Below are 26,666 nucleotides of genomic sequence, written 5' to 3'. Positions count from 1 at the left end.
CTACGAGGCCCAGGCGCCCGGCGCCGTGAAGGACGGCCGGGGGTGCAGGGGCAGCTTCTCCACCCGCCCCTCCGCCTGCGGGGCCTGCGGCGGCGGGGCCTGCGCCTCGTGCCGGAGCCGGGAGGCGAGGAGCACGGCCAGCGCCGCGACGTCCTGCGCCGTCGGGTTGCCCTTGGTGATCCGCATCGCCGCCAGTGCCAGGGCGGTCCTGTCGTCGGCGGTCACAGCGGGACGTTCCCGTGCTTGCGGCTCGGCAGCTGGGCGTGCTTGGTGCGCAGCATGTCGAGGGTGGAGATGAGGCGCGTGCGGGTCTCGGCCGGGTCGATGACGTCGTCGACGAGGCCGCGTTCGGCCGCGTAGTACGGGTGCATCAGCTCGGCCTGGTACTCCTTGATCTTCTGCGCGCGCGTGGCCTCGGGATCGTCCGAGGCGTTGATCTCGCGGCGGAAGATGACGCTGGCCGCGCCTTCCGCGCCCATGACGGCGATCTCGTTCGAGGGCCAGGCCAGCGCGACGTCCGCGCCGATGGAGCGGGAGTCCATGACGATGTAGGCCCCGCCGTAGGCCTTGCGCAGGATGAGGCTGATGCGCGGCACGGTGGCGTTGCAGTACGCGTACAGGAGCTTCGCGCCGTGCCGGATGATGCCGTTGTGCTCCTGGTCGACGCCGGGCAGGAAGCCGGGTACGTCGATCAGGGTGACGAGCGGAATGCTGAACGAGTCGCAGAACTGGACGAAGCGGGCCGCCTTCTCGGAGGCGTGGATGTCGAGGACGCCCGCGAGGTGGGCCGGCTGGTTGGCGACGATGCCGACGACCTGGCCGCCGAGGCGGGTCAGGGCGCAGACGACGTTGCGGGCCCACTGGGCGTGGACCTCGAAGTAGTCCCCGTGGTCGGCGATCTCCTCGATGACGTCGCGGATGTCGTACGACTGCGTGGGCTTGCCCGGGACGATGTCGAACAGGCGCTCGCAGCGGCGGTCCACCGGGTCCCCGAGGTCGCCGGCGGGGGCGGATTCGCGGTTGTTGGAGGGCAGCAGGGACAGCAGGTGGCGTACGTCCTCGAGGCAGCTCCGCTCGTCGTCGTAGGCGAACGCGGCCACGCCCGAGGCCCCGACGTGGCGGTCGGCGCCGCCGAGGTCCTCCATCGTGACGGCTTCACCGGTGACGGCCTGGACGACGTCGGAGCCGGTGATGAACATCTGCGAGGTGCCGCGGACCATGAAGACGAAGTCCGTCAGGGCGGGCGAGTACGCGGCGCCGCCCGCGCAGGGCCCGAGGATGACCGAGATCTGCGGGATGACCCCGGAGTTGCGAACGTTGCGCTGGAAGATGCCGCCGTAGCCGGCGAGCGCGGTGACGCCCTCCTGGATGCGGGCGCCGGCGCCGTCGCACAGGCCCACGACGGGGGCCCCGACCCCCTCGGCCAGGTCCATCAGCTTGTGGATCTTCTCGGCGTGGGCCTCGCCCAGCGCGCCGCCGAAGATGCGGAAGTCGTGGGCGTACGCGAAGACCGTACGGCCGTGGACCTTGCCCCAGCCGGTGACGACCCCGTCCGTGTAGGGCTTCTTGTCCTCCAGGCCGAAGCCGGTGGCGCGGTGCCGGCGCAGCTGCTCGACCTCGCTGAACGTACCTTCGTCGAACAGGAGCTCGATGCGCTCGCGGGCGGTCAGCTTGCCCTTGGCGTGCTGGGCGGCGGTGGCCCGTTCGCCGGGGCCGGCCTCGGCCAGCGCGCGGACGGCGTGCAGTTGCGCCGTGCGCTCGCGCAGGGACGCGAAGCGGACGCCGTCCTCGTGGTGACGGGCGGAAGGCGCAGGAGTGGGCCCGTCGTCCGGTGCGAGCACGCTCTCCAGTGGTCTTTCCTCGACGATGCTCATACGGGCCCTTTCGACACAGAGGCACCGGGTCCGGCCGGTGTCGCGTCGTCCAGCATCGACCGCGGTGCTACAGCCCGGCTCGAATTCCGTACGGGGCCGCCCGCGCCGCAGGCCGGGCGGGGGTCCGGACATGCCTGTGCCCCGCCGCCCGGGCGTGGGTGTTCGGGCAGCGGGGCAAGAGGAGCGGCATGCTCCCGGCCGGGGGGTTGACCGGTGGCCGACCGCAGGAACGACTCTCCTCCGCAGAACTCGGACCCGCCTACAGCGCCGGTGTGGCAGCGGTGGTGCCGCTCGCGGTCCGGTGTCAGGCCCGCTCGAGGAGGCCTGCCACCGTCGTCAGGAAGCCCTCGTCGAGCATGGTGGAGACGGCGGTGTCACGCGAGGTGTTCAGGCCGGTGTCGTGGCAGGCGATGCTGACCAGGTAGCGGTCGAGCACCGGATACGTGCCGAACGCCCACTCGCCGCGGGCCGCGGGGGTGCCGTCCGGGGCGAGCAGGCCCGCGTCGCCCCCGCTGCCGGTCGCGAAGCCGAACTCCGAGAAGCCCAGCCGCAGTCCCTGGCCGAGCGCCTTGGTGTAGGCCTCCTTCAGGGTCCACAGCCGCAGCATCGCCGCGGGCTGCTCCGCCTCGGGCAGCGCCGCGAGTTCGGACTGCTCGGCGGCGGTCAGCACCTGGTCCTGCAGGAGCTGCAAGGAGAGCCTGCGGTCGACGGGTTCGGTGTCGATGCCGATCCTGCCGGTGCGGCTGATGCCGACGGCGATCAGGTCGTCGGTGTGGGTCAGGCTGACGTCGATCTGGTCGAAGCCGCGCAGGTACGGACGGCCGCCGATCTTGTACGCGAGGTCCAGGTCGGCGGGGTCGACGCCGAGCGCGGCCGCCGCCGTGTACTTGACCGCCAGCCGGGAGGCGACGAAGCGGTACCGGATCGTCGGGTCGACGGTCTGCCGGTAGCGCAGCCAGTCCCGGCCGAGCAGCGGGCGCAGCGCGGGTTCCGCGAGCGCCGCGGTGAGCCACTCGCCCCAGGTGGTGAACACCGAGGCGTTCCCGCGCAGGGCCATGCCGTCCTCCACCTCCTGCCAGGGACCGGCCGGCCCGGTGACGTGGACCGGGGTCGTGATGCGCTGCGCGTCTTCCGTCATCGGGCTGTCCTTCCCTGGTGCTGGATGTGCTGGACGTACTGGACGGTGAGCAGGGGATGCCGTGGTGCCGTGCCGGGGCGGCTGGGTCACTGCGCGAGTTCCGTCGCGTCGAGGTCGCAGCTGCGGCCCGAGCGGTAGCGGCGCATCAGCTCCTCCAGCACCTGCTCGCGGCAGCCGTCGGGCAGATCGGGCACGGGGATGCCGAGCCGGCCGCCGAGCCGGGAGAGCGCGAGCACCGCCCAGGCGGGGGCGGCCAGGAAGGGATCGCTGCCGTCCTGGCCCTCCCAGGTGCCGAGGACCGAGGCGGCCGCGAGGACCAGGGCGTAGCGGTCGCTGAGCACGCACAGGGCGGGATCGGACAGGGCCGCGGGGGTGCCGTGGGCGGGGATGGCCCGGCAGCGCTCGCGCAGGGCGCGCAGTTCGGTGACGAAGCCCTCGGCGAGGTCGGCCAGGACGGCCAGCTGGCCCCCCACCCCGCGCACCCCGGCCAGCCGCGCGGCGGACTCGACGAGCGATGCGGCGAGGAAGTCGCCGCCGTCGGCGATGCCGAGCAGCCGGTAGTCGAGGGCGGGCAGCGCGGCCCCGGTGCGGAACAGCTCCGGCGGCGGCTCCTCCTCGCGGAACCAGGCGCGTTCGGCGAGCGTGCGCAGCTGGGGGACGATCACGGCCTGGCAGGCGGCGGTGCCCGCGTGCCCGAGGCCGGCCACGGGCAGATCGCGTCCGAGCTTGTCGAGGGCGCCGTACGCGGGGGTGCCGCGCTGGTAGCCGCGGGAGCCGAGGACGGTGGCGAGTTCCTCGAGGTCCTCCCGCAGCAGGTCGGGGACCACGTACTTGACGGCGGCGGCGAGCACATGGGTGCGGTCGGGCAGCAGGCTCAGGGCGCGCAGGGCGACGGTGGCCATGCTGTCGCAGGCGAGCATGTCGGCGAAGACCCCGGCGAGCGGCTTGTGCCAGCGGCGGGCCAGCGGCCGGCTGCGGCCGGTGGTCGCGGCCCGTACGGCGGAGTGCAGCACGGTGTCGACCGCGGCGACGGCCGTCGAGGCGATGACGCACCGGTTGACCTGGTACGTGCGCAGGGCGAGGGCCACCCCTTCGCCGGGGCGGCCGACGAGCGCATCTCCGGGGACGGCGCAGTCGGTGAACTCCAGCCCGGAGAACAGGTTGCCGCGCATGCCGGTGGTGGGGACCCGGGGCAGGTGCTTGATGCCGTGGAGTTCGGCCGGGTCCACGAGCAGCACGGAGTGGCTGTACGGGCTGCGGGCCTGGTCGGTGCGCGCGTAGACGACGTACGCCTGGGCGCGGGCGGCGTTGATGATGACGTCCTTGCGGCCGTTGAGCTCGTAGCCGCCGCCCGGTGCGGCGCCGGCGGTGAACTCGTCGCGCAGGATGTCGTTCGCGTGCGCCATCTCGTGGTGGACGATCGAGGCGCGGCCGCCGCCGAGCAGCAGGTCGGCGGTGAACCGGCGCTGGGCCTCGGTGCCCGCCGCCCAGACCGCGGAGGTGGCGAAGAGCGAGGTGATGCCGAAGCCGAAGCCGAGGGCGAGGTCCCGGCGGAAGACCGGGCGCAGCACCTTGGCCAGGTGGTCGGCGCGGGTGAGCCGGCCACCGTACTCGGCGGGCACGAACTCGGCTCCGAGCCCGGCCTCCGTGAGCAGCTGCTCGGTCGCCTCGGGCGGTTCGCGCCGCTCGTCGGCGGCGAACAGGGCGCCCAGACCGTGCGGGTTGGCGGGGTCGTACGGGTCGCCGAGCTGCGCCTCGAGCCGCGCGGCGCGGCGCAGCGGGGCGATGGGCTCGGCATGTCGGGTGGCGGGGTCCGCGTGGATCTCGGTGGTGGCCATGGTCGCGGGATCAGCTCCTTCGTCGCGGGACTCGCCGTTGCTGGGGGTCCGGGGCTGGTCCGTCCGGGTGCACGGGTGTCGGGGCAGCCCCGAAGGGCTGTCCCGTAATCCCCGGCGGATCAGCGCACGGCGTCAGATGCGGTGCATCGCAAGGCGGAGGGGCGTCCGCATACTGGGCGTATGCGGATGTTCCGACAACGCAGCGAGGCGCCGTAGCTGTCGTCGTGCGCCCGCCGGGGATTACGGGACAGCCCTTAGCCTCACGGGGATCGCTCGACGGTCGCTCGAGCCTTCGTACAGTCGGGCACGGGAGTTGCCGGAAACCGCCGGGAGCGGCGGCTTCCGGCGGCCGGTCTCAGGCCGGCGGCGTGGCCTCGGCGAAGACCCTGGGCCAGGAGATCGGGTGGCCGTGGTCGTGGAGGCGGCCGAGGGAGGCCAGCACGGAGTCCACTTCGCTGCCGAGGGCGGTGCTGCGCGCGTCGGGTCCGCAGGGGTGGGTGCGGGGGAATCCGGCGGCTTCGAGGGTGCTCTGCGCGGCCGCGGGCGAGGGTGTCGCACGGGCCTGGTGCAGGAAGTGTTCGGCGGTGAGGGTCCGCTCACCGGGGCGGGGACCGAGCAGGTCGCCGGTCGTCGCGCAGATCAGGGTGAGGCCGGGCGCGTTGACGCGGCAGCCCTTGGCCACCCGGAGGAACCGCTTCTCGGAGGCGGCGCGGGTCTTGTGGGGTGCGTCGCCGCGGGCGAGCCGTCCGCGGGCGACGACGAGGCGCGCCGCGTCGTCCAGGTCGAGCGCGCCGGCCAGGTAGGCCGCGGAGATCTCGCCCGCCGCGTGTCCCGCCACGGCCCGCGCCTGCATGCCCCAGGACTCCCACACCCGGAACAGGGCGACCTGGTAGGCGAACAGGGCGGGTTCGGCGAACGCGGTGTCCCGGATCAGGGCGGCGTCGACCCCCTCGCGGGGGGCGAACACGACGGCGGCCAGCGGCAGGGGAAGCCAGAGGTCCAGAGCCTCGGCGACCTCGTTCCACGTGGCGGCGAAGGTGCGGAAGGTGCCGTAGAGGTCCCGGCCGAGGCCGGGCAGCAGCGGGCCGTGCGCGGTGAACAGGACGGCCTGGTCCGCGGCCCCGCCCGCAGGTGCACCGGGCGCAGGGCCGGCCCGGTCGGCCGGGCGCGGAGCGGAGGAGGAGCGTCCCACGGCCCTCGGTGGCGCGGCACCCGGTCCTGCGAGCAGGCTGCCCGGGGAGCGCTCATCGGACACCGGGCACCGCCTCCGTGGTCGCGCGGCGGTCCTTCGGGGCAGGGCACTCGTCGGTGTCACCGTGCACGGTCCGCTGGTTGAGGAAGGTCACCATGGTCGCTCTCCTCGGCTCTGCTCGGGGTGTGGGCGGCGGGGTGCCGCTGCCCGGGGGGTGACGACTGCTGTGCACACGGTCCGCGGTGGGGCTCAAGGAATCTTCGAACGCCGCTCGAGAAATCCCGCAGGAACGGCACGGGGCCGACGGACCGGAGCGTGCCACGGCCGCGCGGCCCGACCGGGGCGCCGCTCCGCTCGGTGCGCCGAGTGGCCCTTGGACACGCCCCGGCGTTCAGCCGGGCTGGCCGGCCGCGGCCTCCAGGGTGCGCGCGAGGTCGCGCGCCGAGGCGGAACTCCCGTCCGCCGTGCCCGCGATGGCCACGAGCGGAGGCAGCCAGCCATGGGCGGCGATGCGCTGCGCCACCTCGTACGCGATGCTCCCGCCTCCGGAGAAGCAGCCGAGGAGCAGCGGTTCGCCGGCCGCGAGCGCGGGTCGCACCGCGGCCAGGCAGGCCGCCGTATCGGTCGGCGCAGTGACCGTGGTGAGCGCCTCCGGGCCCGGATAGGCCTGTACGAGGGCGTCGTAGCAGGCGTCGGGCGCGGCGGGCGGCGGTACGAGCAGGATCGTGCCGGCGTCGGGCCGCGCGGCGGCGCGCAGCGTGCGCAGTCCGCCGCCGGGCGGGAGCGGGGCGGCCGCCACGGGCCCGGGCAGCGGCAGGCCGGCCAGGATCTGCAGGACCTCCCCGACGCTGGTCGTGCCGTCGACGAGGACCGGGAACTCGCGCAGCAGCCGCGCGGTGCGGGCGAGCACCGCGGCCGCTTCGGGATCCGCGATCCGGGTCCGGTCGTTGACCGCCGTCAGCACCAGGGCGCCCTCGGCGTCGTGGTACGCGCTGATGGCGATGGGCTGGGGCGTGTGCGGGCCCACGGCCTGCGGGAGGTCCACCCGGACGCCCTCGGCGTCGAGTTCGGCCCACAGCGGGTCCCGGCCGTCCGGGGCGGGCGGCGGGCCCTGCGGGGCCTCGAAGGCGACGATCGAGTCCGTGAGTTCGTCGGGGACGGCCCGTCCGCTCCACTGGTGGACCTGGCCCGCCGAGACCCATTCGTACGCGGCCGCGCCCAGGGCCCGGTCGCGCAGGTCGGCCAGCAGCCGCTCCATCGGGGCCGCGGGGTCCACGTCGACGTGGACGGGCAGCGCATTGCGCAGGGGGGCCGGGATGCTCGCGGCGCCCTCCAGGGCGATACCGCGGCCGGAGACGGCCATGCCGAACGCGACGGGCGCGGGCGCCGGGCCCGATCCGCCGTCCCGGTACAGCAGCAGCGCCCAGGCCGCGTGCAGCGCAGTGCTCTCGGTGGCGCCGAGCCCGGCGGCCCAGTCACGCAGCCGGGCGGCCTCGTACGGCGTGAGCCGCTGGCGCGCGAGCCCGTGGCCCCAGCGGGCCCCTTCGCCGGCGGGAAGCCCGGCCGCGGTCGGGCCGGGCAGGGTGCGGGAGCCCGCCGGGGGCGCGGCGGCGGACCAGAAGTCCCGGGGCGGGGTGAGGTCCTGGTCTCCCAGCCAACGCAGGTGGTCGCGCACATCGGGGCGGCGCTCGCCGCCGGTGGTACGCCCCTCGGCCAGGTAGGCGCGGTAGAAGGCGCGCAGCAGCAGGCGCACGCTCCAGCCGTCGAGCATGGCGTGGTGGTAGGTGAGGACGATGCGGGTCGGCCCGGCGGGGCCGGCCTGTTCGTCCAGGAGCGCGATGCGCAGCAGCCCGGGCCGGTGCAGGTCGAAGGCGCGCAGCCGCTCGCTCACCAGCAGGGAGTGCCAGTCGGCGGATCCGTGGTGGTGGCGGACGAGCTGCGGCGAGGCCTGCCGGTGCACGGCGACGCGCGGGGCGGTCCCGCGGCCGTCCGTGCGGGCGCGGTCGGTGAACGCGGCCCGCAGTACGGGCTCCTGCAGGAACACGGCCTGCCAGGCGGCGTGGAAGCGCCCGGTGTCCAGCGGCCCGTACCAGCGCCAGTGCAGCTGCTCGACGTGCAGGCCGGCGCCGGGCCGGCCGGTCAGGACGTCGAGGAGCACGTCGCGCTGGCGCGCGCTCGCGGGGAGTCCGCCCGCGGGATGCACGGCCGGGCCGTCGAAGGGGCCGGGTGTGGCCTGCCCGTCGGCCTGCTCGGGGGCCGGGCCCTCCCACGCGGTCCGCAGCGCCTTCGCCTGTGCGGGCGGCCGGGCTCCGGGGGCGGTCAGCAGATCGGCCACCGTACCGGCCGGGGAGTGCTGCGGGGGCAGGTGCAGGGTGTGGTGCGTCGCCGTGTGGCGGCGCAGGGTGGGGGTGCCCGCAGGCAGCGCGGTGAGGGCCGCCGCGAGGACGTCCTGATCGAGGGGACCGCGCAGGTCCAGCGCCGGGGCGTAGCCGGGCGCGATGACCACGGTCATGGAGACGCTCATCCACTCCCCCTCGTCTCGGCGGCGCTCGCCGGGCGGCGTCACAGTTCAAAGGGGTCGAGTATGCGTGGCACGCCCACGTTTCGCTGACGCGCCGCTGACACGCCGCCGGAGTCCCGCCGGAGCACCGCGGGCAGGCGGCTACAGCGTGCGGATGGCGGTCTCCGCGTACTGCTTGGCGAGGTGGAGGGTGGCGGTGCTGTTGCGGCCGAGCGCCTCGCGTACGTACGTCCTGGCCTGCGCGAGGTCGGCGCCGGGACCCAGGACCCGCTCGACGGCCTCCTCCCGCAGCAGCACGCTGTGCTGGGAGACGGCGGTGACCCCGGTCTCGTCGGGGATCAGCGACCACTCGCCGGCGTGCGCGGTCATCAGGGCCGGGGTCGCGGTCTGCTTGTAGACGATGCGGCCCGCGTGCGGGAAGCACACCCGTACGGACTCCGTGGTGTGCACCGCTCCGTCGGAGGTCACGGTGTCCATGCTCAGCAGCTGGACGCCGGGCTCGTCCTCGGTGACGGCGACGCGGGAGACGTGGGGGACGCGCTCCGGCCAGTCGGCGACCCCGTAGAGGAACTGGTAGACCAGGTCGGCCGGTCCGTCGATGCGTACGGAGTCCTCGAAGGACAGCAGCAGGCCGTCGAGCCTGGTCCAGCGCTCCGCGGCCTCCTTCAGCTGCGCCAGCTCGGCGCGGCTGTTGGTGTCGGTGGCCTGCTTGGTCCAGTCGACGTCCGCGGGCCGGTCGCCGGCGACCGCGAAGTCGTGGAGCAGCGTCAGCCGCGAACGGTCGGTGCCCCGCGGCTCCACGATCCAGCTGCCGCCCATCGCGACGACGGGGGCGGCGGGGACCTCCTGGCGGAAGTCGATCCGCAGCCGGGGCGCGTCCAGGGTGCGGCGCGAGAGCCAGGACCTGACGCTCCCGTTCGCGGTGACCCACATGTGGAACCGGTCCTGGAAGCCGTCGAAGTCGAGCCGTTCGACGTGGATGCTGGGCGGAATGAACAGCGGCCACTGCGTCGTGTCCGCGATCAGACCGTAGACCACGCCCGCGGGCGCGTTCACGTCCACGGCATAGGACGTCCGGTGCACCTGCTGGACAGACATCGCCACACCCTTCCCTCACGCTTGGGTACAGAGTCTGTCCGCGACCGCCGGAGTCCGACTCGAGAGAGCCTGGAGGCTCAGCTCGCGAGCGCCGACTCCGCGTGCTGCTTGGCGTACGTCATGGTCGCGGTGCTGTTGCGGCCCAGTGCCTGGCGGACGTACCTGCGGGCCGCCGCGAGATCGGCGCCGGCGCCCAGCACCTGGGTGACGGCCTCCTCGCGCAGCACGACGCTGTGCTGCGAGGTGACCGTCGAGCCGTAGGCGCCGCCGGTGACCGTCCACACGCCGGTGTGGGCCGACATCAGCGCCGGGGTGCGGGTCTGCTTGTAGACGATGCGGCCGGCCGCCGGGAAGCACACCCGCACCGATTCGGTGGTGTGCGCGGAGCCGTCGGCGGTGAGCGTGTCCATGGCCATGACCTGGACGCCGGGCAGCTCCGCGGGCTCGGTGAGCTCCAGCCGCGAGACGTGCGGCAGCAGCTCCGGCCACTGCTCGGCCCGCTCCAGGAACGCGTAGACCAGCTCCGGCGGGGCGTCCACGTCGACGCGGTCCTCGAAGGACATGACGAGCTCGTCGAGCTTGCCCCAGCGCTCGCCCAGCTGCGCCAGGTTCGCCAGCTCCGCACGGCTGTTGGTGTCGGTGGCGCGCTCGACCCACTCCACGTCCTGCGCCCGGTCGCCCGCGACCGAGAAGTCGTGCAGCAGTGTCAGCTTCGAGCGCTCGGCGCCCAGCGGCTCGACGATCCAGGTGCCGGTCATCGCCGACAGGGGGGCCGCGGGGATCTCCTGTCGGAACTCGATGCGCCGCGCCGCCGCGTCGAGCACACGGCGCGAGGTCCAGGACTTGACCTGGCCGTTCGCCGTCGCCCACATCCGCAGCCGCTCCTGCACGCCGTCGAACGCGAGGCGTTCCACGTGCACGTTGGGCGGGAAGTACAGCGGCCACTGCACGGCGTCCGCGATCATTCCGTAGACCACGCCCGCGGGGGCGGCCACCTCGGTCTCGTGCACGGTACGGTGCACCCGCTCGGCCGCCATCAGAAGTTCCCCAGTCCGCCGCAGACGTTCAGCGCCTGCGCGGTGACGGACGCGGCGAGGTCCGTGGTCAGGTAGCCGACCATGGCCGCCACCTCCTCCGGGGTCGCGTAGCGCCCCAGCGGGATCTTCGCCTCGAACTGCTCCTGCACGTCCTCGGTCGTGGTGTCCCAGGCCGCCGCGTAGCCGGCCCGGACGCGCTGCGCCATCGGCGTCTCCACGTAGCCGGGGCACACCGCGTTGACCGTGATGCCGGCCGGGGCCAGCTCCTTGCCGAGGGCCTTGGTGAAGCCGACGACGGCGTGCTTCGACGCCGAGTACGGGGCGCCGAGCAGGACGCCCTGCTTGCCCGCCGTGGAGGCGATGTTGATGATCCGGCCGTAGGGGGCCCCGGCCAGGCCGCCGTTCTTGAGCACCTCCCGGGTCAGCAGGAAGACGCTGTTCAGGTTGGTGTCGATGACGTCGTACCAGAGCTCGTCGCTGATGTCGGCGGTCGGACCGCCGCCGCTGCGTCCGGCGTTGTTGACCAGGACGGAGATCGGGCCGAACTCGGCGACGGCGGCGGCCACCAGCTCCGCGATCGCCTCGCGGGAGCGGACGTCGGCGGCCAGACCCGAGACCTCGAGGCCCTCGGCGCGCAGCTCCTCGACGGTCTGCTTGACGGTTTCCGCGGTCCGCGCGCACAGGAACACCCGGTGCCCGCGCCGGCCCAGGTCGCGTACGACCGCCAGGCCGATGCCGCTCGTGCCGCCGGTGACCAGGGCGACCGGCTTCTGCGGCGCCGCCTGCGGCTGCGCTGACGGTGTGGTCGGTGTGTTCAACGTGTCCCCTCCAGTACCCGTGGTGAGGTCTCGACCGTGTCGCGGAGCTCTGGAGACGCGGTGGAAGCGGGGTCGAGGAGCGGTACGGAGGCGCGGGTTGCGTAGGACGCGCCGACGGTCCCCGCCGCCGCCTGCGGTGCGGACACCCGGGGTGCGCGCACCGCTTCGCGGATCACGTCGGGCAGCGCGGCGGGCGCACCCAGCGGTGCGAGGGCCCGCGCGAGCCCGCGCCGGGTCAGCTCCGTGCCGCTCGCGGCGATGTAGCCGTCGGGCCGGATCAGCACCCAGGCGCCCGGCCCGAGGTCCAGCGAGCGCCGCAGCAGCCCGTTCGGGTCGGGCAGCGGGGCGGGACCGCCGCCGAGGCCGTCGCCCGCGGTCCGTACCGAAAGCCACGTGCCGTGTGCTTCCGCCGCGGCCGCCGCGACCCGTCCCGCCTCGCCGGGCTCGTCCTGCGCCGCCCACACCAGGGACCAGCGGGTGTCGCGCAGTTCGGCGCGCAGCGCCTCGGAGCCGGGGTCGTCCGGGTGGCGGCCGGCCGCAGCGGCGGCGCGCGAGCCGGCAGGCACTGCCATGAGCGGGTCGGCCGTGGTCAGTGGGGACTCGGGGTAGGACAGCAGCAGCCCGGACATGCCGCCGAGCACCTTGCGCTGGATGGCCCGGCGCAGCGGCCCGATGTTGCGTACGAAGGTGAAGGCGATCGGCAGCCCCACACCGGCCATGGTGTTCTTGAACTGCACCAGGAAGGTGGCCTTGCGGACGGAGCCCAGCAGCTTCTTGCCGATGGGCACGCGCTCCTGCCCGTAGGTGGCGAGCAGTTCGCGGCCCGCCTGCCCCAGGGCGGCCATGGCGAGCTTCCAGGCGAGGTTGTAGGCCTCCTGGATGCCGGTGTTCATGCCCTGTCCGGAGGCGGGGCTGTGCACGTGGGCGGCGTCGCCCGCCACGAAGCAGCGGCCGTCGTGCATGCGGGGCACCATGCGCTGCTGGAAGGTGAAGACGGAGGTCCAGTCGGGTTCGGCGACCTGCACCGGACGGCCGAGCCCCGTGCTGAGCTTCTCCGAGAACCGCTCCGCGGCCTCGCGCGGGGTCTCCGACCGGCCGGCGGGGGCGGTGTCGAGCAGCCGCCAGTACCCCTCGCGCTGGTACGGGACCATCATCATGGCCTGGCTGCCGGTGTGGGCCCAGTAGATGGTGTCCGGCGGCAGGTCGAGGGAGACGGCCGCGTCGGCCAGCGCCCAGGTCTCGCTGGACTCGCCGAGCAGCGGGAGCCCGAGCTGCTTGCGCACCGTGCTGTGGCCGCCGTCGCAGCCGACCAGCCAGGGCACCTCGTACTCCTCGGTGGAGCCGTCGGCATGCTCGAGGCGGGCGCGTACGGTGTCCCGGTCCTGCTCGAGGGAGGTCAGGCGCACGCCCCATTCGACGCGGACGCCGAGCCGTGCGACGGCCTCGCGGAGCACTTCCTCCGTCTCGGTCTGGCCGATGACGAGGGTGAACGGGAACCGGGTGGGCATCGAGCGGTAGTCCGCCTCGAGCCGGACCAGGCGCCGGCCGCGCGCGAACATCGTGAAGGCCCTGTTCCTGCGGCCGCGGGCGAGCAGCCCGTCCACGAGGCCCATCTGGTCGAACGTCTCGAGCGTCCGCGGGTGGACGGCCACCGCGCGGCTGGTGGGGGCCGGGCCGGGGGCGCCGTCCACGACGCGCACGCGCAGTCCTCGGCGGGCCAGTTCATGGGCGGCGGTCAGGCCCACGGGGCCCGCGCCCACCACGAGCACGCGGGGGGAGCAGGCCGTGGGGGATGTACCGGCGTTGGTCGCCACAGTGGTCGCTCCTCTGGTCGTACGGGATGTGGTGCGCGGGCCGTGCGGGCGGGGCGGTCTCACGCCGCCGTCTCCGCCTCGGCCCGGCTGCGCAGGGTGTGGCGCAGGGTGCGCCGCTCGGGCTTGCCGACGTGGTTGCGCGGCACGGCGTCGATCACTTCGACGCGGCGGATCTGCTCGAACCAGTTCAGGCTCCCGTTGGCGCGCTCCACGACGGAGTCGAGGACGTCCAGGAGGCCGGGGGCGGTCGGGTCGCGCAGCACGATGCCGGTCCAGACGACCGCGCCGTGCAGCGGGTCGGGCCAGCCCGCCGCGATGCACTCGGCGACGCGCGGGTCGGCGCCGACGACCCGTTCGACGGCGGTGGGCGAGACGAGTTCGTTGTCGTACTTGAAGACGTCGCCGAGGCGGTCCACCAGGAACAGTTCGCCGTCCTCGTTGAGGTAGCCGACGTCCCCGGTGGAGAACCAGCCGTTCTCGTCGACCGGCGAGGCCGCGCTGTCGTCGAGGTAGCCGGCCATCAGCTGGGGGCCGCGGACCTGGACCTCGCCGGTGGCGTAGACGTCGAGCGGGGTCCGCGCGGCGACGTGGACGATGCGGCATTCGGTGCCCGGTACGGCGGGGCCCACGGAGCCGCTCTTGGGGTGGTGCGGGTCCTGGCAGTGGGAGAGCGGGGAGAGTTCGGCCAGCCCGTAGCCCTGGATGACGGGCACGCCGAGGCTCTCGCGCAGGGCGCGGGCGGCGCTGGGGGACAGGGCGGTGCCGCCGGAGAGGACGGCGGTGAGGCGGCGCCCGGCCGGGAAGTCGTCGGTGAGCCGCTCGTCCTGGGCCAGCACGTGCAGGCGCGCGGGCAGCCCGTAGTAGTGGGTGGCCTCGGCCTGCGCCGCGACGGCGAGGGAGGCGACCGGGTCGGGGTCGGTGCACAGCACCTGGCAGGCGCCCGCGTAGATCCCGGAGTTGAGGTGCATGGTGTGGTAGAGCGGCAGGTGGTTGAGGGTGACCGAATCGCTGCCGAGGTCGTGCGCGGCGGCGGTCTGGGCCGCGTTCGCCACCAGGTTGCGGTGGGTGAGCCGGACGCCCTTGGGGCGGCCCGTGGTGCCGGTGGTGAACTGGATGCACGCGTCGCCGTCGAGGTCGACGGCCCCGGGCAGGACCGTCCGTTCCGGTGCCGAGTCCAGGGCCGCGGCCAGCGGCAGGGCGTCGCCGGGAACGATCCCGTCGGGCGCGTCCGTCACCACGACGGAGCGCAGGTCCGGCAGCTGGTCGCCCAGTTTGATCAGCAGCTCGGCCGTGGCGACGGGCACGAAGGCCACTTCCACGGCAGCCGTCCGCAGGACGTGGACCAGGCCCGTCTCCTTGATCAGCGGGTTGACCAGCACGACCGTGTTCCCGCTGCGCACCGTCCCGTAGTAGGCGGCGGCGAAGACGGGGTCCAGGACGTTGGCGACGCCGATCCGCGCACCGCGGCGGCCGCACGTGTGCTCCAGGTAGGAGGCGAAGCGGTCGGCCTGGCTGTCCAGTTCGGCGAAGGTCACCGTGGTCTTCGTGCCGGTCCGGGTCGCGGTCAGGATCGCCCGGCCTGCAGGGTCGCGGACCGCCGCCCGGCGCAGCAGGCCGTCCAGCGGGAGTTCCGGGTACACGAATCTCGGCATGATGCTGTCCTCCTGGCTCCCGAAGGGGCGGCCGCGGCTGCGGCGGCACCCCTAGACCCTGTTGGCCCAGCCTGGGCAGGAACGCTTGAGGAGTCTTCGAAGAATGCTCGATCTGCGCCGCAGAAGCTGTCGGGAACCGAAGAACGGAGTCCCGCGATGACCGCGACGATCGCCACCGAGGCGTTCCCCCGCCCGCCCCAGGGGCGGGAGTTCGGCCTGCTGTACGCGGAGGTCCAGCAGTTCTACTCCCGCCAGATGCAGCTCTTCGACTCCTTCGAGGCCGAGCCGTGGGCGCGTACGTTCACCGAGGACGCCGTGTTCGACGTGCCGACGCTGCCGGCGCCGGTGGTCGGCCGCGCGGCCCTCGCCTCGAACGTCCGGCGCAACGCGGAACTCCATGCGACCAGCGGTGAGCGGTTCCGGCACTGGCTCGGCATGCTCGACGTGCAGCCGCAGCCGGACGGCTCGCTGCACACCCGCAGCTATGCCCTGGTGTACCTGACCCCGCGCGGCGGTGAGTCGAAGGTGCACCGGGTGTGCGTGATGGAGGACGTGCTGGTCCACGCGGCCGGCACCTGGCAGGTCTCCCACCGCCTGGTCACCCGCGACGACCTCTAGGGGGTGTCGTCAACGTCCCGTGCTGCCGATCGGGCAGGACGGTGAACAGGTCGGTGCGGACCCCGGCCGGGTCGTGGCCGTGGGCGAACCGCCGCGTGATCCTCGCGCCGAACGGGGTGCGGGTGACGATCCCCGCCGCGCGGGCCCGCAGCAGCGCTGCGGCCGGCGGCCCCCCGCCGAACACCGCCCGGCTCTGCACGACCTGCATCCGGTGCACGGCCGAGGCCGCCGGGGCCTGCCGCTCCTGATAGGCCGCGAGCCGCTGCGCGGTGGGCTCCCCCGCGTGCAGCGCGGCCACGAGTACGGGGTGCAGCGCGGCGGCGTCCTGCAGGGCCAGGTCGATGCCCTGGGCGGCGAGCGGCCCGTGCGTGTGCGCGCTGTCGCCGAGGAGGACGAGCCCGTCGCGCACCCACTCCCGGGCGTGCGAGGCGGACACCTCGAGCACGGTCAGGTCGGCCATGGAGCCGAGCCGGGCGTGCAGCAGGCCGGCGAACTGCGGCAGGATCCCGGCCAGCTCCCGCCGGATGTCCCCGATGCCGCGCCCGGCGGCGCGGGCCCCGCCCTGCGGCAGGGCCCAGACCACGCTGATCCGGTCGGGGTGGGTGTCGTGGACCAGGACGGCGCTGTCCGGCCCGCGGTGCACCCGTACGCGCCCGGTGGCCCGGCGGGGTGCGTGCAGCGAGAACCGCACCACGTCGTGGGCGAACGACGTGCGCCCCGCGTCGATGCCCGCGAGGGCACGGGTCTTGGAGAACCGGCCGTCGGCGCCGACGACCACGGCCGCCCGCACGGTGACCCGCGTCCGGTCGGGGCCGTGCACCACGGCTCCCTCGCAGGGGCTGCCGGGCCGCTTCTCCAGGAGCGCGGCGATCCGGTGCCCCTCGAGAGGGGTGAAGCCGGGCAGCCTGCGGCAGGCGGCCAGGAGTTCCTGCAGCACGTGCGGCTGTGGGAGGGCGAGCAGGTGGTCGTACGGGGCGGGCAGGCGCCCGTAGTCGATGTCGAGCAGCACCTGATCGCGCTCGAGGACCTGGACACCGCGCAGGCTCGCCGCCCCGCGGGCCGCAGCCCCGGCGAGGATGCCGAGCTCGTCCAGGACGCGCTGGCCGCCCGGCTGCAGGAGCTCGCCGTGGAAGTCGCGGCGGAACCCGGTGGAGCGCTCGACGAGTGTCACGCGGATGCCGGAACGCAGCAGCATGAGCGTCAGCGCGAGCCCGGCGGGGCCGGCGCCTATGACGCAGACGTCGGTGTCGAGCTCTTCACCCACCGGCTCAGACCGCGGCCCGGGCTGCCAGCATCTCGTTGACCATGGCGAGGTAGCGGCGCGGGGTGTCCGCGTCGTCGAGGCCCTCCTCGTCGAGCAGGACGTCGTACTCGCGCTCGATGTATCCGGTGGTCTGCAGGACGGCGAGCGAGTCGTAGCCCAGCTCGAACCAGCTCAGGTCCAGGACGTCACCGTCGAGGTCGACGCCCTCGTCCTCGCCCGCGCACTCGCGCAGGATGCGCTTCAGGTCGTCGAGTTGCAGCTGTTCCATGGTCTCCCTCTGTTCTGACGAATGATGTGAGCGGGGGGTGCGGGTCAGGCGCCCGCGGCGCGGACGACGACGGCGGAGTTGAAGCCGCCGTGGCCGCGGGCCAGTACGAGCGCGGTCCGCAGCGGCATCCCCAGAGCGGGGCTGGCCGCTCCGGTGACCAGGTTCAGCGGGCAGTCGTCGGCCGGGATCTCGGTCCCGGTCGTCGGCGGGATCACCTGGTCGCGCAGGGCGAGCAGGGCGGCGGCCACGTCGAGGGCCGCGCCGCCGGCGGCGAGCCGCCCGGTCATCGACTTGGGCGCGGTGACGGGCACCCCGCGCGGGCCGAACAGTGCCGTGATCGCCTCCGCTTCGGCGCGGTCGGCGCTGCGCTCGCCCGCCGCGTCGGCGAAGACGACGTCGACCTCGTCGGGGTGCACGCCCGCATCGGCGAGGGCGAGCTCCGCGGCCGCGCCGAGCCGGGAGGTCCCGTCGGCGTCGAAGGTGGCGGCGTGCCCGGCGATGCTCCCGTAGACGCGGGCGCCGCGCCGGCGGGCCTCCTCGGCGCCCTCGAGGACGAGGAGGGCGCCGCCCTCGCCCGCGACGTGGCCGCTCGCGTCCTGGGAGAACGGCAGGTAGGCGCGGGCCGGGTCCTCCCGGTCGGTGAGCCCCCCGCCGGCCAGGTAGGCGGCCCAGCCCCAGGAGCACAGCGCGGAGTCGAGGCCGCCGGTGACGACGAGCTCGGCGCCCTTGCGGATCTGGCGGCGCGCGTGGGCCATGGCGTCGAGGCCGCCGGCCTGCTCGGACACGATCACTCCGGAGGCTCCGCGCAGGCCGTGCCGGATGGAGATCTGGCCGCTGTTGACGGCGTAGAACCAGGCGAAGGACTGGTACGCCGAGACGTGCTGGCCGCCCTTGCTCCACAGCGCCTGGAGCTCCTGCTGGCCGAAGTCGAAGCCGCCGAAGGAGTTGGCGGTGACCACGCCCGCGGCGTAGTCGGGCAGCTGCGCGGGGTCGGCCCCGGCGTCGTCGAGCGCCTCCTTGGCCGCGGCGAGCGAGAGCCGGGTGACGCGGTCGGTCTGCGGCAGCAGCCGGCTGGAGACGTGGTCGGCGTCGACGAATCCGGGGACCTCCCCGGCCAGCTTCGCCGGATAGCCGCTCGCGTCGAAGCGGCTGACGGGGCGGATGCCCGATTCGCCGCGCAGGACGGCGGACCACCAGGCCTCGGTGCCCAGCCCGTTGGGGGCGGCGACACCGATGCCGGTGACGACGGGCGCCGCGGTGCGGGAGCCCGGGGCGGCGGAAGCGGCCGGGGCGGGGGCGGCGACAGCGGTGTTCATCGGTCCGCCTTCAGGTTCGGGCTGGTCAGGATCATCGCGCTCTGGAACCCCCCGAAGCCGCTGCCGACGGTCAGCACCGCGTCGGTGCGCTGGCTGCGGGCGGTCAGCGGGGTGTAGTCGAGGTCGCAGGCCGGGTCGGGCTCGTGCAGGTTCGCCGTCGGCGGGACCGTGTCGTGCTCGATGGCGAGGGCGCAGGCGGCCACTTCCAGGGCCCCGATCGCGCCGAGCGAGTGCCCGATCATCGACTTGATGGAGCTGACGGGGACCTCGTACGCGCGCTGCCCCAGGCTGAGCTTGAAGGCCTCGGTCTCGTGCTTGTCGTTCTGCTTGGTGCCGGAGCCGTGCGCGTTGATGTAGTCGATGTGTTCGGGCAGCAGCTGCGCCTCGTCGAGCGCGGCCGTGATGGCGGCGGCCATCTCGGCTCCGTCGGGCCGCAGTCCGGTCATGTGGTACGCGTTGCTGCGCGAGGCGAAGCCGGAGATCTCGGCGTAGACGTGCGCGCCGCGGCTGCGGGCGTGCTCGTACTCCTCGATGACGAGGACGGCCGAGCCCTCCCCCAGGACGAACCCGTTGCGGGTGCGGTCGAAGGGCCGGGAGGCGGTCTCCGGCTCGTCGTTGCGCGTGGAGGTGGCGCGGATGGCGTCGAAGCAGGCGGCGGTGATCGGCGTGATGGGTGCCTCGGCCGCGCCGGTGACCATCACGTCGGCGCTGCCCTCGCGGACGAGGTCGACGGCGTGCCCGATCGCGTCGAGACCGGAGGTGCAGCCGGTGGACACCAGCGCCACCGGCCCCTGGGCGCCGACGGTACGGGCCACCTCGGCGGCCATCGAGCTGGGGACGAAGTGGTCGTACAGGTGGGGCACGGCCTTGGTGTGGTCGACGAGCGTACGGCTGCCCTGCTCGCTGACGACCCCGTACTCGGCGTCGAGGCTGGTGGTGCAGCCCAGGGCGCTGCCGAGGGTGACCCCGGTGCGCGTGGCGTCGTACGAGCCGGCCAGGCCGCTGTCGGCGAGGGCCTCGCGGGCGCTGACGACGGCGAACTGGGCGGCGCGGTCCAGGCGCCCGGCCTGCTCGGCGGTGAGCCCGGACTCCTGCGGGTCGAAGTCGGCCTCGGCGGCGATCCGGGAGCGGAAGCCGGAGGCGTCGAAGAGGGTGATGGCGCGGGTGGCCGTACGGCCGTCGGTCAGCAGCGACCAGAATTCCTTGGTGCCCGGGCGGCCCGGGGCCACGACCCCGATGCCCGTGATGACGACTCGTCTCATCGCCCTTCCCCCTGTCCTGTCTGGTCGCGGTGGCCGCGCTGCACGATGCGGGCGGCCCGGCCGAGCATCCGGGGCAGTTCGCCGCCCCGGACGAAGAAGTGGTCGCCGGGCACGGTCCGCTGGATGAACCGTCCGGTGGTCCAGCGGCGCCAGCCCTCGGCGGCCTCGGCGCCGACGAGGGGGTCCTCGTGGCCGGTGACCGCGAGCAGCGGTACGGGCACGGGTCCGGGCGTGGCCGGCCCGATGGCGGCGGCCCGCAGGTTGCGGGCGAGCCGGAGATCGGCGCGGAGCACGGGGAAGACCGACCGGAACCAGATGTCCCCGGGCTGCACGCCGGGCGGCAGTGCGTCGAACCGGTCCAGGACGCGCAGCAGTTCCGCCTCCGGCAGTTCCGCGGAGTCCGCGAAGACGGCCGGGGTGTCCGGCGGCGGGCTGGCCCCGACGGCCAGCAGTGCGGGCATCGGCAGCCCTTGTTCCAGCGCGACGTGGGCGACCGTGAGGGCGACCGTCGCGCCGAGGCTGTGCCCGTAGAGGATGTAGGGGGTGCCGGGCTCGTCCGCGATCTGCTCGAACAGCGGCTTGAGGTCGGCCAGGAGCTCTTCACGGCCGGTCAGCCGGATCTCGCGGCGCCGCTCGTCGCGTCCGGGCAGCAGCCAGGACGTGGTCTTCACCCCGCTCCCGGCGAGCTTGTCCCACCGGTAGAACGAGGACACTCCGGCCCCCGCATGTGCGAAGCAGTGCAGCCGTACGGCCTGCCTGTCGCCCATTGCCACCTCCCAGGAACCGAACCCACGTAGACCTCGACCCTCACCGACCTCGCTGGAGACCGGCTCGAATCGGTGTGCAGGGAGAGAGGGGCGGTGTGGTCCGGCGGGGAGCCGGCGGGCGGCCGCCCGCCCCGGCTCCCCCGGGAGGCGGTCGGCTAGGCGGCGTACAGGTCGAACGTCGATCCGCGGCGCGGGCCCGCCACCACGTCCAGCGCCGGATCCACCGTCAGCATCGCCTGGTGCAGGCGCTGCAGCTGCGGGGACGGCTCCACGCCCAGTTCGTCTATCAGGCGGTTGCGCAGCCTGCGGTAGACGTCCAGGGCCGTGGCCTGGCGGCCGGAGCGGTACAGCGCGACCATGGCCTGCGAGTGCAGGCCCTCGTGCTGCGGATGCCGGGCGATCAGCTCGGTCAGCTCGGCGATGACCTCGACGTGGCGGCCCAGGCGCAGGTCCGCGTCGATGCGCCGCTCGACGGTCACGAGCCGGCTCTCCTCGAGGCGCATGACCTCGATCTCGAGGATCGGCCCCACCCGTACGTCGACCAGCGCCGGACCGTTCCACAGTCCGAGCGCCCTGCGCAGCATGTCGGCCGCGCGCTCGTCGTCCCCCTCCTCGTACGCGTTCTGCCCGCCGGCCACGAGCGTCTCGTAGGCGTGGACGTCGACCGCGTCCGGCGGAATCTGCAGCAAGTAGCCGCCGTGCCGCGTCGCGAGCACGTCCTTGGCGCTGCCCGGGACCCCCGGGCCCATGGCGGTGCCCAGCCTCCTGCGCAGCTGCAGGATGTACGTCTGCAGTGTGGTGAGCGCGCTCTGCGGGAGCTCGGTGCCCCAGATCTCCTCCATGAGGGTCTGTACGGGCATCACCCGCCCCGGATAGAGCGCCAGCAGCGCCAGGATCTGGCGCGGCTTGCCGGCCGTCGGAACAATCGAGCCCCCGTTGACCTCGGCACTCAACGGACCCAGAACCTGAATCTGCACGGTCTCCTCCGTATTTTGTCGAGTTCTCATCGATTTTCAGCCCTCGACTCCGGCACGGTAGTGGGATCCAGTGCCGCGCCCCCGAATTCTCGAGCAGCTGTCGAGCCGCCCTCAGTCCGAGGCGGTTGCAGGTTGAAAACACGGTGGTAGATTCCGCTCAGGGGATTAAAGCCGGCGCCATTTTCCACCGCCGCCGGTCTTCGTGTCTTTCCGCAGATCCCGCGAGATCGCCGGGAGGAGGCACCATGGATTTCGGCGCGGACGGCGCCCGGGACGTACCCGGCGACGCAGGGGTGGACTTCCGCATCCTGGGCCCGGTCGAGGTCTTCGACCGGCGTACGGGGGCGTGCATCGTGCCCTCCGGCTCCAAGCAGCGGGCGCTGCTCGGCGCCCTGGTGGTCCGGGCGGGCCACGTCCTGTCCGCCGACCGGCTCATCCACGAACTGTGGGGCGACCGCCCGCCCGTGAGCGCGGCCAACGCGCTGCAGGCCCATGTGGCCCGGCTGCGCCGGCTGCTGCAGGGCGGGGCTCCGGACGCGGGCGGCCACGAGTGGATCGCAACCCGTTCGATGGGCTACCTGCTGCACCCGGGCCGGGCCACCGCCGACGCCCAGCGCTTCCACCGGCTGTCCGCCGAGGGCCGTGCGGCGCTCGGCTCCGACCCCGTGCACGCGGCCGAACTGCTGCGCGGGGCCCTCGCCCTGTGGCGCGGCCCGGCTCTGGAGGGCAGTACGCAGGGGCCCATCTGCTCGGTGGAGGCGGACCGGCTGGAGGAGCTCCGGCTGACCACGCTGGAGACGCTGTACGACGCGAAGCTGCGCAGCGGGCGCCACGCCGAGATCACCCGGGATCTGGAGCGGCTGACGGCCGGCCACCCCATGCGCGAGCGGCTCTACGACCTCCACATGCTGGCCCTGTACCGGTGCGGCCGGCAGACGGAGGCGCTGGGCGTCTACGAGCGGGCCCGCCGACGGCTGGTGGACGAGCTCGGCGTCGAGCCCGGCCCGGCCCTGCGCGAGCGCATGGAGGCGATCCTGCACCATGCGCCGTCGCTCGCGGTCCCGCAGCCCGCGCCGCTGGTCCCGCTCACCCCGGCCGTTCCGCTCACCCCGCTCACGCCGCTCGCCCCGGCCGCGCCGGCCGCCTCGCCGGACCATGATGCGGCCCTGCTCGAACTCGGCCGCGAGATCGCCCGTCTCGGCGACCGGATCGAGTCGCTCAGCCGGGAGCAGGAGGCACTGATCCGGCGTTTCAACCTGCTGGCCGCCGTTCCGGTGCCGGGCGGGCAGCTCGTCTGACCCGCGCGCGTCCGTACGCGGAACCCCCTGCCGGCGCTCTGCGGCAGGGGGGTTGGTGCGCAGGCCTCAGGCGAGGCACTCCGAGGGGCGACCGTGGTACGCGGTCATCTCCTGGAACAGGGCTCCGACGTCCAGCGGCGACCCCTCGGGCAGGCCCTGTTCCTCGGCGTATCCGCGGTGGAGGTTGGGCAGCAGGCGCTCGCTGTCCAGCAGCTCGGCCCAGGGGCCGAGGTCGGTGGCACGGGCCAGCTCGAGCGGGGTCACGCCGGCCGCGGCGCCCTCCTGGGCGAGGCGCTGGATCCAGCGCAGGTAGGCCTCGTTGGCGTCGAGGAGCTCCGGGCCGCCGACCGGGCCGTGGCCGGGGACGACCGTGGTGGCGCCCAGGGCGCGCAGCCGGTCCAGCGCGCGCAGGGAGCCGGTCACCGACCCCATGACGCAGAACGGCGTGACCCCGTTCATCACGAGGTCACCGGTGAACAGCACGCCCTGGTCGGGCAGCCAGACGATCGTGTCGTCGGTGGTGTGGGCCGCCGGGCCGATGTGCACGAGCTCGGCCCGGATGTCGCCCACGTGGAGCGTCGTACGGTCCCGGAAGGTCAGTTCGGGCGGGGTGACCTCGATGTCGCCCCAGCAGACGTCCGGCCACAGCCCGGCCATGTGCAGCCCTGCCGCCCGGACCATGGCCCGGGTGCGCTCGTGGCCGATGGTCAGGGCTTCGGGGAAGACGAAGTTGCCGTAGGTGTGGTCGCCGTGGAAGTGCGTGTTGACCACGGCGCGCGGCGGCCGCGGTGCCAGGCGCAGCGCGGCCCGGCGCAGCTGCCGGGCCCGGCTCTCGGTGGCGGCGGTGTCGACGAGCGCGCTGTGGCCGCCGTCGGTGAGGATGCCGGCGTTGTTCAGGCACCAGCCGCCCTCGGGCTGGACGTACGCGTGGACGCCCTCGGCCACCTCGATGACGGCGCTCTTGGCGTCCACGGGCCACCTCTTTCTACGAAGATCCGGAATAGGGATTCTCGGTCTCCGCGCCACCGCGCTGCTCGATTTTCCCTCGATTTTCCGTCGGATTCCGGACTCCGGTTCGTTTTTCCGGATCCCTCTCGAACGAACGTCGAGCGGATTTCCGAGGAAATCATTTGCGGCCACCGGATTTTCCACGGCGGGCCGTGCGGACCGTCAGACTCCGGCGGGCTCCGGGAGGACCAGGCGGCGCGGCGCGGCACGCCCCCACGGGAATCCGTGGTGCAGGTGGACGGCCGGCGGCCGCGTGTCGTCGACCTCGACCGCGACCGCCGCCAGCACCTCGGGCACCGGCTCGACCTCGAGGAACCGCCAGCGCGCCGCCGAGTCGTCCTCGGGCGGCCGGAAGGAGAGGACGCCCCGGTCCTCGGCCAGGGTGAACGCGAAGGAGTCGAAGGGCAGGCCGAGTCCCAGCCCGCGGGCCTTGGAGTACGCCTCCTTCAGCGTCCACAGGCGCAGGACGCGCCGGTCGCGCGGCCGCCCGGGCGCCGCCCGGGCGATCCACTCCTGCTCCTCGCGGGAGAACGTGGCGATGATGCTCTCCAGGCCGCGCTCACCGCGGTCGAGCCGCTCGACGTCGACCCCGATGCGCAGGCCCCGGGAGACGCCCAGCAGGTTGTACGCGTTGGCGTGCGAGAGGTTGAAGTCCAGCGTGTCGGCGCCGCGCGGCAGGCCTCCGGCGGGCGTCTGGAGGAACGGCCGCCCGCGCGAGGAGCGCCAGATGATCGCCTCGGCTTCGGGGATGCCGGTCTCCAGAGCCAGCACCCGGCGCACCAGGGCGTGGGCGACGAGGTACTGGCGGCGGTCGCGCTCGAACAGGAAGCGGCTGGCCACCTGCTGCTCGTTCTCGTCGAGCCAGTACGAGGCCAGGGTGGCGGCGATCCCGGGCGCGAGGTCCTCGTTGGGGCAGAACCACAGGTTGACCGGGGCCGGCTCGTTCTCCCCCTGCCCCGCCGCGACGAAAGACAGCGTGGTCATGCCGAACCCTCCTCGCCGCCCAGCCACAGCGGTATGCGCAGGAATGCGGATGCGGGCAGCGGTACGGCCACGGTGGCTGCCCCGTGGGCCGGTTCGAGCGCGGTCCAGTCGACGTCGAGCCCGGACAGCCACAGGCCGCGGAGCTGGTGCAGGTGCCCGGCCTGCCAGAGCGCGGCGAGGTACCCGTCCGTCTCCGGTACGCCGCCCAGCCCCAGCGGGTCGGCGCCGCCGTCCCGCAGATCGGCGCAGGGGGCGCCCTCCCGGACGAACCGCTCCAGGACCCGCACCAGTTCGCGGGTGTCGGCGACGACGGCCGCGAACCGGCAGTCCATGGCGGCCCGGCCGGTGCGCAGGGCGCGGGCGAGCGCCTCGAGCGGGGGCACCGGGCCCGGTCCGCCGAGCAGCTCGGCGAACCGCCGTGCGGTGGCGGCCAGGTGGGCGGGGGTGGGGGCGGACAGCACGAACAGCTCCTCGGCCGCGGGAGCCCGGTCCGGGGCGGATCCGGCGGCGGGGGCCGGCACGTACTCCTCCAGGACCACCTGTGCGTCCGCGCCGCCGGCTCCGCGCACACCGACGCATATCCGGCGGGGCGCGCCGTCCCCGCTCTCCCCGCTGCCCCAGGGCTCCGCCTCGGCGCGGCCGGGGCCGGGTGCCAGGATCCGGTGGCGCAGCTGGAGCACGGCCCGGGTCAGGGCGGCGGCCCCCGTCGCGGGGCCGGCGTCGCCGACGAGGGCGCGTACGGATCCTGCGGTCTCGCGGACGGCGACGGCCGGCGCGTCCACCCCGGCCGCGCGCAGCGCCTCGCGCAGCACCCGCTGCGCGGGGGCGTCCGCCGGGGCCTCGGGCCGCGTACCGCGGTCGGCGCAGGACTCGCGCAGGGCCGCGGCGGCGCGCGCGGCGGCCCCCGTACGGGCGTCGGCTGCCCGGGACCTGCGGCCGGGTCCGGCCGCCGACGGGTCGGGGGCGGTGTGGCCGACCGCGCTGCCGCGGACCACGCAGTGGATGCTGTCCCCGTCGGCCAGGGCCCGGGTCAGGGGCTTGAGCAGCAGCGCGCCGACGCCTTCGCCCGCGCCGGGGCGCCGGCTGGACGGGTGCAGCAGCAGCCGGACCCCGCCGACGAGCGCCGCGGCGCATTCGCCGCGGTGCAGGGCGGCGACGGCGAGATGGAGGGCGACGAGCACGGAGGATTCGGCGGTGTCGACCGACTGGCTGGGGCCGGTGAGGCCGAGCAGGGCGGAAAGCCGGTTGGGCAGGCTCCACTGGCCGCGCGGGGGCAGCGGCCGGGGCCGCTCGGGCGTCCACGTCCGGGCCGCGAGCAGTACGTAGTCACCGCTGCCGACGCCGGTGAACACCCCGACGCTGCGCGGCGTCCCGTCGCGTGCGGTCAGGGCGTCCAGGCGGCCGCCGGTGCAGCCGGCGTCCTCGAGGGCCTCCCAGGCGGTCTCCAGGAACAGCCGCTCCTGGGGGTCGATCAGGGCGGCCTCGTGCGCGTCGATCCCGAAGAACTCCGGGTCGAAGTCCTGCACGCGCTCCAGGTAGTGCCCCCGCTCGTCGCCGGGCCGGCCGGACGGCGGCTCGGAGGCGCTGTCGTGCCCGCCGCGCGCGTGCCGCCAGAAGGAGGCGAGGTCGGGGGCGCCCGGGTAGCGGCCGGCCATCCCGACCACCGCGATCGGCCCGGCTGGCGCGGAATCCGCGCTGCGGCCGGCACCCGGGTGTGCCACGGCCGGGGACGGCTCCTCGGCGTCCTCCTCCGGCCAGGCGTCCGGCAGTGCGAAGACCACGGGCCCCGAACCGTCGGTGGCGCCGGCGCCACCCACGGCGCCGGTCAGCAGAGCGGCCACCTGGGCCCGGTCCAGATGGCCGTTCTTGAACCGGGTCAGGACTTCCTTCTCGTCCATCTGGACGCGCTCCTTCTCAAATGT

General features: G+C 74.3%; 22 protein-coding genes. 2 read left to right on the top strand and 20 right to left on the bottom strand.

Going from position 1 to position 26,666, the window contains the following annotated elements; translation table 11 throughout:
* The 11 genes from AB5J51_RS40785 to AB5J51_RS40735 form a co-directional block, all read right to left on the bottom strand.
* Complete coding sequence (locus AB5J51_RS40785; RefSeq protein ID WP_369780497.1) at nt 1–225, bottom strand: acyl-CoA carboxylase epsilon subunit; 225 nt, start codon at nt 223–225, stop codon at nt 1–3.
* Entirely contained in the window at nt 222–1,874 is a 1,653-nt protein-coding gene (locus AB5J51_RS40780) for an acyl-CoA carboxylase subunit beta (protein ID WP_369780496.1), read from the bottom strand. The genes AB5J51_RS40785 and AB5J51_RS40780 overlap by 4 nt, the downstream gene beginning before the upstream one ends.
* A 304-nt stretch (nt 1,875–2,178) precedes the next feature.
* Nucleotides 2,179–3,012 (bottom strand): 4'-phosphopantetheinyl transferase superfamily protein, encoded by an 834-nt coding sequence (locus tag AB5J51_RS40775; protein WP_053789471.1) that lies wholly within the window; start codon nt 3,010–3,012, stop codon nt 2,179–2,181.
* 86 nt (nt 3,013–3,098) lie between these two features.
* Nucleotides 3,099–4,850: an acyl-CoA dehydrogenase gene (locus AB5J51_RS40770; protein WP_369780495.1), complete on the bottom strand. Its 1,752-nt coding sequence runs from the start codon at nt 4,848–4,850 to the stop codon at nt 3,099–3,101.
* Between the two features lie 355 nt (nt 4,851–5,205).
* The gene (locus AB5J51_RS40765; RefSeq protein WP_369780493.1) at nt 5,206–6,105 is read right to left on the bottom strand and encodes an acyltransferase domain-containing protein; all 900 of its coding nucleotides are present in this window, start codon (nt 6,103–6,105) and stop codon (nt 5,206–5,208) included.
* Between the two features lie 328 nt (nt 6,106–6,433).
* Nucleotides 6,434–8,566: a condensation domain-containing protein gene (locus AB5J51_RS40760; RefSeq protein ID WP_369780492.1), complete on the bottom strand. Its 2,133-nt coding sequence runs from the start codon at nt 8,564–8,566 to the stop codon at nt 6,434–6,436.
* A 138-nt stretch (nt 8,567–8,704) separates the two neighbouring features.
* The gene (locus tag AB5J51_RS40755; RefSeq protein ID WP_369780491.1) at nt 8,705–9,661 is read right to left on the bottom strand and encodes an aromatase/cyclase; all 957 of its coding nucleotides are present in this window, start codon (nt 9,659–9,661) and stop codon (nt 8,705–8,707) included.
* A gap of 77 nt (nt 9,662–9,738) precedes the next feature.
* Nucleotides 9,739–10,698, bottom strand: coding sequence for an aromatase/cyclase (locus AB5J51_RS40750; protein ID WP_369780490.1), 960 nt, complete (start codon nt 10,696–10,698; stop codon nt 9,739–9,741).
* Nucleotides 10,698–11,516: a 3-oxoacyl-ACP reductase FabG gene (gene fabG / locus AB5J51_RS40745; protein WP_053789477.1), complete on the bottom strand. Its 819-nt coding sequence runs from the start codon at nt 11,514–11,516 to the stop codon at nt 10,698–10,700. Before fabG ends, AB5J51_RS40750 begins: the two co-directional genes overlap by 1 nt.
* Nucleotides 11,513–13,330: an FAD-dependent oxidoreductase gene (locus AB5J51_RS40740; RefSeq protein WP_369780489.1), complete on the bottom strand. Its 1,818-nt coding sequence runs from the start codon at nt 13,328–13,330 to the stop codon at nt 11,513–11,515. The genes fabG and AB5J51_RS40740 overlap by 4 nt, the downstream gene beginning before the upstream one ends.
* Before the next feature lie 59 nt (nt 13,331–13,389).
* Nucleotides 13,390–14,982, bottom strand: a complete 1,593-nt coding sequence (locus AB5J51_RS40735) for a class I adenylate-forming enzyme family protein (protein ID WP_369780487.1) — start codon at nt 14,980–14,982, stop codon at nt 13,390–13,392.
* Nucleotides 14,983–15,138: 156 nt separating this feature from the next.
* On the opposite strand from AB5J51_RS40735, the gene AB5J51_RS40730 reads away from it, so the two are divergent.
* On the top strand, nt 15,139–15,600 hold the full coding sequence (locus AB5J51_RS40730; RefSeq protein ID WP_369780486.1) for a nuclear transport factor 2 family protein: 462 nt from the start codon (nt 15,139–15,141) through the stop codon (nt 15,598–15,600).
* Here the strand turns inward: AB5J51_RS40730 and AB5J51_RS40725 are convergent.
* The 6 genes from AB5J51_RS40725 to AB5J51_RS40700 form a co-directional block, all read right to left on the bottom strand.
* Nucleotides 15,581–16,864 (bottom strand): FAD-dependent monooxygenase, encoded by a 1,284-nt coding sequence (locus AB5J51_RS40725; RefSeq protein ID WP_369780485.1) that lies wholly within the window; start codon nt 16,862–16,864, stop codon nt 15,581–15,583. The two genes, AB5J51_RS40730 and AB5J51_RS40725, sit on opposite strands and share 20 nt — an antisense overlap.
* A gap of 4 nt (nt 16,865–16,868) precedes the next feature.
* Complete coding sequence (locus AB5J51_RS40720; protein ID WP_030302849.1) at nt 16,869–17,132, bottom strand: acyl carrier protein; 264 nt, start codon at nt 17,130–17,132, stop codon at nt 16,869–16,871.
* Between the two features lie 44 nt (nt 17,133–17,176).
* Nucleotides 17,177–18,448: a ketosynthase chain-length factor gene (locus AB5J51_RS40715; RefSeq protein WP_053789481.1), complete on the bottom strand. Its 1,272-nt coding sequence runs from the start codon at nt 18,446–18,448 to the stop codon at nt 17,177–17,179.
* Complete coding sequence (locus AB5J51_RS40710) at nt 18,445–19,710, bottom strand: beta-ketoacyl synthase (RefSeq protein WP_053789482.1); 1,266 nt, start codon at nt 19,708–19,710, stop codon at nt 18,445–18,447. Before AB5J51_RS40710 ends, AB5J51_RS40715 begins: the two co-directional genes overlap by 4 nt.
* Nucleotides 19,707–20,477 (bottom strand): thioesterase II family protein, encoded by a 771-nt coding sequence (locus AB5J51_RS40705; protein ID WP_053789483.1) that lies wholly within the window; start codon nt 20,475–20,477, stop codon nt 19,707–19,709. The genes AB5J51_RS40710 and AB5J51_RS40705 overlap by 4 nt, the downstream gene beginning before the upstream one ends.
* A 155-nt stretch (nt 20,478–20,632) precedes the next feature.
* Nucleotides 20,633–21,454, bottom strand: coding sequence for an AfsR/SARP family transcriptional regulator (locus AB5J51_RS40700; RefSeq protein WP_053789484.1), 822 nt, complete (start codon nt 21,452–21,454; stop codon nt 20,633–20,635).
* 245 nt (nt 21,455–21,699) lie between these two features.
* Here AB5J51_RS40700 and AB5J51_RS40695 point away from each other — a divergent pair, with 245 nt between their 5' ends.
* Nucleotides 21,700–22,752, top strand: a complete 1,053-nt coding sequence (locus AB5J51_RS40695; protein WP_369780483.1) for a BTAD domain-containing putative transcriptional regulator — start codon at nt 21,700–21,702, stop codon at nt 22,750–22,752.
* 66 nt (nt 22,753–22,818) lie between these two features.
* Here the strand turns inward: AB5J51_RS40695 and AB5J51_RS40690 are convergent, their stop codons facing one another.
* From AB5J51_RS40690 to AB5J51_RS40680, 3 genes are all read right to left on the bottom strand, one after another.
* Nucleotides 22,819–23,724 (bottom strand): MBL fold metallo-hydrolase, encoded by a 906-nt coding sequence (locus AB5J51_RS40690; RefSeq protein WP_369780482.1) that lies wholly within the window; start codon nt 23,722–23,724, stop codon nt 22,819–22,821.
* Nucleotides 23,725–23,922: 198 nt separating this feature from the next.
* Complete coding sequence (locus AB5J51_RS40685) at nt 23,923–24,744, bottom strand: 4'-phosphopantetheinyl transferase superfamily protein (protein WP_053789486.1); 822 nt, start codon at nt 24,742–24,744, stop codon at nt 23,923–23,925.
* Nucleotides 24,741–26,642 carry a beta-ketoacyl synthase N-terminal-like domain-containing protein gene (locus tag AB5J51_RS40680; protein WP_369780481.1) on the bottom strand — a complete coding sequence of 634 codons (1,902 nt, stop codon included), beginning with the start codon at nt 26,640–26,642 and terminating at the stop codon, nt 24,741–24,743. The genes AB5J51_RS40685 and AB5J51_RS40680 overlap by 4 nt, the downstream gene beginning before the upstream one ends.
* Nucleotides 26,643–26,666 lie beyond the last annotated feature (24 nt).

Origin of the sequence: Streptomyces sp. R33 (genome assembly GCF_041200175.1) — a bacterium.
Lineage (GTDB): Bacteria > Actinomycetota > Actinomycetes > Streptomycetales > Streptomycetaceae > Streptomyces > Streptomyces katrae_B.
This window is presented reverse-complemented; position numbering and strand designations above follow the sequence as displayed.

Coding starts and splice junctions, on each gene's coding strand:
- AB5J51_RS40780 (WP_369780496.1), bottom strand. CDS start 1,874: ATGAGCATCGTCGAGGAAAGACCACTGGAGAGCGTGCTCGCACCGGAC.
- AB5J51_RS40775 (WP_053789471.1), bottom strand. CDS start 3,012: ATGACGGAAGACGCGCAGCGCATCACGACCCCGGTCCACGTCACCGGG.
- AB5J51_RS40770 (WP_369780495.1), bottom strand. CDS start 4,850: ATGGCCACCACCGAGATCCACGCGGACCCCGCCACCCGACATGCCGAG.
- AB5J51_RS40760 (WP_369780492.1), bottom strand. CDS start 8,566: ATGAGCGTCTCCATGACCGTGGTCATCGCGCCCGGCTACGCCCCGGCG.
- AB5J51_RS40755 (WP_369780491.1), bottom strand. CDS start 9,661: ATGTCTGTCCAGCAGGTGCACCGGACGTCCTATGCCGTGGACGTGAAC.
- AB5J51_RS40750 (WP_369780490.1), bottom strand. CDS start 10,698: ATGGCGGCCGAGCGGGTGCACCGTACCGTGCACGAGACCGAGGTGGCC.
- AB5J51_RS40735 (WP_369780487.1), bottom strand. CDS start 14,982: ATGCCGAGATTCGTGTACCCGGAACTCCCGCTGGACGGCCTGCTGCGC.
- AB5J51_RS40730 (WP_369780486.1), top strand. CDS start 15,139: ATGACCGCGACGATCGCCACCGAGGCGTTCCCCCGCCCGCCCCAGGGG.
- AB5J51_RS40720 (WP_030302849.1), bottom strand. CDS start 17,132: ATGGAACAGCTGCAACTCGACGACCTGAAGCGCATCCTGCGCGAGTGC.
- AB5J51_RS40715 (WP_053789481.1), bottom strand. CDS start 18,448: ATGAACACCGCTGTCGCCGCCCCCGCCCCGGCCGCTTCCGCCGCCCCG.
- AB5J51_RS40710 (WP_053789482.1), bottom strand. CDS start 19,710: ATGAGACGAGTCGTCATCACGGGCATCGGGGTCGTGGCCCCGGGCCGC.
- AB5J51_RS40705 (WP_053789483.1), bottom strand. CDS start 20,477: ATGGGCGACAGGCAGGCCGTACGGCTGCACTGCTTCGCACATGCGGGG.
- AB5J51_RS40695 (WP_369780483.1), top strand. CDS start 21,700: ATGGATTTCGGCGCGGACGGCGCCCGGGACGTACCCGGCGACGCAGGG.
- AB5J51_RS40685 (WP_053789486.1), bottom strand. CDS start 24,744: ATGACCACGCTGTCTTTCGTCGCGGCGGGGCAGGGGGAGAACGAGCCG.
- AB5J51_RS40680 (WP_369780481.1), bottom strand. CDS start 26,642: ATGGACGAGAAGGAAGTCCTGACCCGGTTCAAGAACGGCCATCTGGAC.